The organism is Acidithiobacillus sp. TH-A35 (genome assembly GCF_057473505.1).
In genome coordinates this window covers 1-4058 of the sequence record NZ_JBYCKR010000129.1, presented here as the reverse complement: position 1 = coordinate 4058, position 4058 = coordinate 1, and the positions used below count along the sequence as shown (strand labels likewise).

General features: G+C 60.7%; 6 protein-coding genes. All 6 read right to left on the bottom strand.

The window, feature by feature from the left end:
- Positions 1-547: DUF3683 domain-containing protein (locus AC2VNK_RS04560; protein WP_486882982.1), on the bottom strand; the 547-nt coding region annotated here is incomplete at its 3' end.
- The gene (gene panC, locus AC2VNK_RS04555) at positions 547-1383 is read right to left on the bottom strand and encodes a pantoate--beta-alanine ligase (protein WP_486882981.1); all 837 of its coding nucleotides are present in this window, start codon (positions 1381-1383) and stop codon (positions 547-549) included. The genes AC2VNK_RS04560 and panC, both read right to left, overlap by 1 nt.
- Position 1384: 1 nt before the next feature.
- On the bottom strand, positions 1385-2170 hold the full coding sequence (gene panB, locus AC2VNK_RS04550) for a 3-methyl-2-oxobutanoate hydroxymethyltransferase (RefSeq protein WP_486882980.1): 786 nt from the start codon (positions 2168-2170) through the stop codon (positions 1385-1387).
- Positions 2163-2339, bottom strand: coding sequence for a hypothetical protein (locus AC2VNK_RS04545; RefSeq protein ID WP_486882979.1), 177 nt, complete (start codon positions 2337-2339; stop codon positions 2163-2165). Before AC2VNK_RS04545 ends, panB begins: the two co-directional genes overlap by 8 nt.
- Positions 2336-2905, bottom strand: coding sequence for a 2-amino-4-hydroxy-6-hydroxymethyldihydropteridine diphosphokinase (folK, locus tag AC2VNK_RS04540; protein WP_486882978.1), 570 nt, complete (start codon positions 2903-2905; stop codon positions 2336-2338). Before folK ends, AC2VNK_RS04545 begins: the two co-directional genes overlap by 4 nt.
- Positions 2863-4058, bottom strand: a 1196-nt coding sequence (locus tag AC2VNK_RS04535) for a CCA tRNA nucleotidyltransferase (RefSeq protein ID WP_486882977.1), incomplete at its 5' end; no start/stop codon positions are given. The genes AC2VNK_RS04535 and folK, both read right to left, overlap by 43 nt.

The following is a 4058-nucleotide window of genomic DNA, read 5'->3' as shown; positions in this document are numbered from 1 at the left end:
GGCAAGCGGCCACCATGCGCTGCACTTCGGGCTCGTCGGCGGGATAAAGGACGACAAAGGGTAATTCCACACGCCAGTCGGAGGCGTCAGTGACATGAGCGACGCGGGCATAGGCGCTGAAGTCGACATTATCTCTTGCGGTGATTTTGAGCAGGCTGCGCTCCGCTTTCTTGCGCAGGGCCAGATCCTCATCAAATTGCTGCGTAAAGCTGCTCACCGCGACGCGAGCGCTCTCCAGCAGACGAATCACCAGCGGATTGCCCTCAGCGCGCTCAGTAATATCGTTCAAGCGATGTGCCAGAGCGTCCCAGAGGGCCTGGCGGCGATGCCGATCCTTCGCCAAATCATCCTGGATGTAAGGATTGCGCTGCACCACCCAGAGATCGCCCAGCACTTCAAAGAGCATCCGTGCGGAGCGTCCAGTGACCCGCTGTTCGCGCAGGTCTTCCAGTATCCGCCAGGCATTCATCCCGATCAGGCGGCACACGATCTCGGCGTCTGAAAACGAGGTGTAGTTGTAAGGAATTTCGCGCAGGCGAGTGTTCATCAAGGAACTATAACATTGTCGATGAGCCGGGTCTGCCCCAGCCGTGCAGCCCCGAACCAGCGCGCATCAGGCTGCGGAACGTCAAGTGCCTGCAAAGTCTGGGCATCGCACAACTCCAGATAGTCCGGCAAGAAACCGGCTTGCTCCAGCCTTTCCCAGCCTTCTGTCGTGAGGCTTGCGATATCCGCTGCGCTGGTGCTGCGTCGGGCGAGATCGAACAGCGTTTGCGCGAGCAGCGGAGCAACCTGCCGCTCTGCCGGGCTCAGAAAGGTGTTGCGCGAGCTGTAGGCGAGCCCGTCTGCCTCTCTCTGTAAGGGGCCCGGCAAGACCTGTACGTTGAGGTTCAGATCGGCCACCATCTGCTGAACAATGCGCAGTTGCTGATAGTCCTTTTCGCCGAGCAGGAGGATTTCTGGCGCGACTATGTGCAATAGTTTTCCGAGTACGGTACAGACCCCGGCAAAATGGCCGGGACGACTGGCGCCGCAAAGCACCTTGCTCAGGCTGCGTGGTGGCATAACGATGCTGATATCCTGGCGTCCCCGCGGATACATCAGTCCGTCATCCGGAGTAAATACGGTCTGGCAGCCAGCGTCGTGCAGACGCTGCAAGTCCCGGCCAAGGGTGCGCGGGTAGTTTGCAAAGTCTTCCCGGGGCCCGAATTGCAAGGGATTGACGTAGATGCTGACCAGCACCTGTTCGGCTCGGGTGGCGGCGAGTTTCACCAGCGCGAGATGCCCATCGTGCAGGTTGCCCATGGTGGGCACCAGGGCCAGGGGGCCACGCAGACTTTGGCGCCACTGGCGCAGGCTGTTGATATCTTTGAAGATCGCCATTTCAGCGCTTGCGACGTGGCGGGAACTGGACGTTGCCCACGTCCTGCACATATTCGGCGAGGGCATCCCGCATGATCTGGCCGCCTTCGATATAGCGCCGGGCAAAGGGTGGGCTTTCCGCGCCAAGCCCCAGCAGGTCGTGCATCACCAGCACCTGGGCATCCGTATCCGGCCCGGCCCCGATGCCGATCGTGGGTATGGTGATATCGCGGGTAATGTTCGCCGCCAACGCATCGGGGACCGCTTCCAAAACGACGAAGCGGGCACCCGCTTCCGCCAGTGCTCCGGCATCAGCCTGCAAGCGATGCGCACTGTCCGCGTCGGTACCCTGCCGCTGAAAACTGCCCCACTGCCGCACCCGCTGGGGAGTCAGGCCGATATGGGCGCAGATATTGACGCCCCGTTCCGCGCAGAAGGCCACCGTAGGCGCCATCTCCGCACCACCTTCCAGCTTGATGACATCGGCACCGGCGCGCAGCAGGGCTACCGCTGCATCCCAGGCCTGCTCCGGACCCTTTTCGTAGGTCCCGAAGGGTAGGTCAGCAAATATCAGGCAGTCACCTGCTCCTCGCGCCACCATCCGGGTGTGATAGGCCATCTGCTCCAACGTAACACTGAGGGTGTCGTTGGCGCCGGTGACCACCATGCCGAGAGAATCGCCTACCAGTAATCCATGCACCCCCGCCTCCGCCGCGAAACGGGCGAAGGGATAGTCATAGGCCGTAACCACGGCGCGTCTGATGCCGTTTTTTTTGTCCTGCACCCAGCGGGCAATTTTCTTATGCATCTTGTTCCTCAGCCTCTTTCAGCCGATATCTGACGGCGTCGATCAGTTGCTCAGTGTGCCGCGGATCGTGGACAAAATCCACCTGCGCCGAGTCGATATCCAGGCAGGGCAAGGAATAGTCAGCCTCCCACGCACGGTAAGCCGCACTGATGATGCGGGGATTGGTCATGCCTGGGCGGAACGGGTGTTGTGCACGGACGTTTCCTGAATGTTGTCAGGAATACGGGTGATGGATTGCCCAGCCACGGCGGACAGGTGGTCGGCGATGCGCCCGCAGCCGGGAATGACCAGTTCCGGATCAAACTCGGCAAGGGGGATGAGCACGAAGGCTCGCTCGTGCAGGCGGGGATGGGGTAGGATGAGTTCCGGATCCGTGGAACGGGTAGTCCCGTAGCTCAGCAGATCGAGGTCCAGCACCCGCGGACCCCAGTAAATTTCCTCGGCGCGGCAGCGTCCCGCTGCTGCCTCCAGGGTTTGCAGGTGACTGAGGAGGGCGCGGGGTTGCAATGCCGTTTGCAGCCGGGCGACCGCATTGATGAACGCAGGCTGGGTGACACCACCCACGGGTGCCGTCTGGTAGAGATGGGACTGCCACAGGAGGGTGCTTTCCGGTACAGCGGCCAGGGCCTCCAGCGCATGCCGCGCCTGTGCCACGGGCAGGTCCAGGTTGCTGCCAATACTGATCCAGGCAATCACGGTTGGATGGATGGCAGGATGCCTTGTCTGATAAGCCATTGTCGGGCGGTTTCCTTGTCTTTAATCGCGCCATCCAGGCGGGCATCGCGCAGGCGACGCAGTACCTTACCAAGCTGTGGACCGGGCGCCAAGCCCAAGGCTTGCAGATCCCGGCCATTGAGCGGTGACGTCAGACCACGCTGTTTCAGCAAGTAGTAGCGGCCACTTTCGGTGACGGCATCGGTTTCCGGGTACTCTGCGAGTAGCGCCAGTATGCCTGGCAGAGACAGCGATTCCCATAATCGCGCTACTGCACTGGGGCGACTGGCCTTCGCCAAGGCCACAGGCATTTCTGACAGCAAGTGCAGATCGTTCAAAATATGACGCCCATCAGCCAGCGGCCAATAGTGTAAGCGTTTCTCCGCCTCCGCCCAAGGAACATCCCGCCAGAGTATGGTCAGCAAGACGGCGGCGCCGAAGAGTTTTTCGCCGGAGACGTGGCAGTGAAACCAGTTGATTTCCTGTTGACCACGCCGTATCCGGGGAAGGAGAGCCTCCAGTTCCAGCGGTGCCGGGCGCAACAGTGGCCATAACTGCCAGGCACCAAGCTTCTCTAAAGCCGCAGGGAGGTCGGTGAGTTCGAGCAGATACTTCAGTTCACGCCATAAACGCGCGCTGCTGAGTCGGGCGAAAATATTCTGGACCAGCGCCTCCTCCAGTAGTCCGTGCGTGTCGGTTTCCAATTGGAGTTGAAAACGCACGGCGAAACGGAGTCCGCGCAGAATGCGGGTAGGGTCATCCAGAAAAGAAAGGGGATGGAGTACGCGCAGCAAGCTGTGTTGCAGATCTTCACGGCCTCCATAGGGATCCAGAAAGTCGCCAAACTTTTCCGGATCCAGGGAGATGGCCATGGCGTTGATGGTGAAATCGCGGCGGATCAAGTCTGCCTGAATGTCTCCAGGCTGCACTTCCGGCAGTGCTGCGGGCGCTGGATAATGTTCTATCCGGCAACGCGCCAGATCCAGTTGGAATCCGTCGGGGTACTGGAGGATGGCGGTGCCAAATTGCGGATGATATGTACATTGCACGCCGGACAGTTCCGCGGAGCAGGCCCCGGCGACCGCGCGGACGTCACCCTCAATGGCCAAATCTACGTCTGGTGTGGGATGGTTTTGCAGGAGGTCACGGACAGAGCCGCCCACAAGATAAGCCG

Coding starts and splice junctions, on each gene's coding strand:
- panC (WP_486882981.1), bottom strand. CDS start 1,383: ATGGCGATCTTCAAAGATATCAACAGCCTGCGCCAGTGGCGCCAAAGT.
- panB (WP_486882980.1), bottom strand. CDS start 2,170: ATGCATAAGAAAATTGCCCGCTGGGTGCAGGACAAAAAAAACGGCATC.
- AC2VNK_RS04545 (WP_486882979.1), bottom strand. CDS start 2,339: ATGACCAATCCCCGCATCATCAGTGCGGCTTACCGTGCGTGGGAGGCT.
- folK (WP_486882978.1), bottom strand. CDS start 2,905: ATGGCTTATCAGACAAGGCATCCTGCCATCCATCCAACCGTGATTGCC.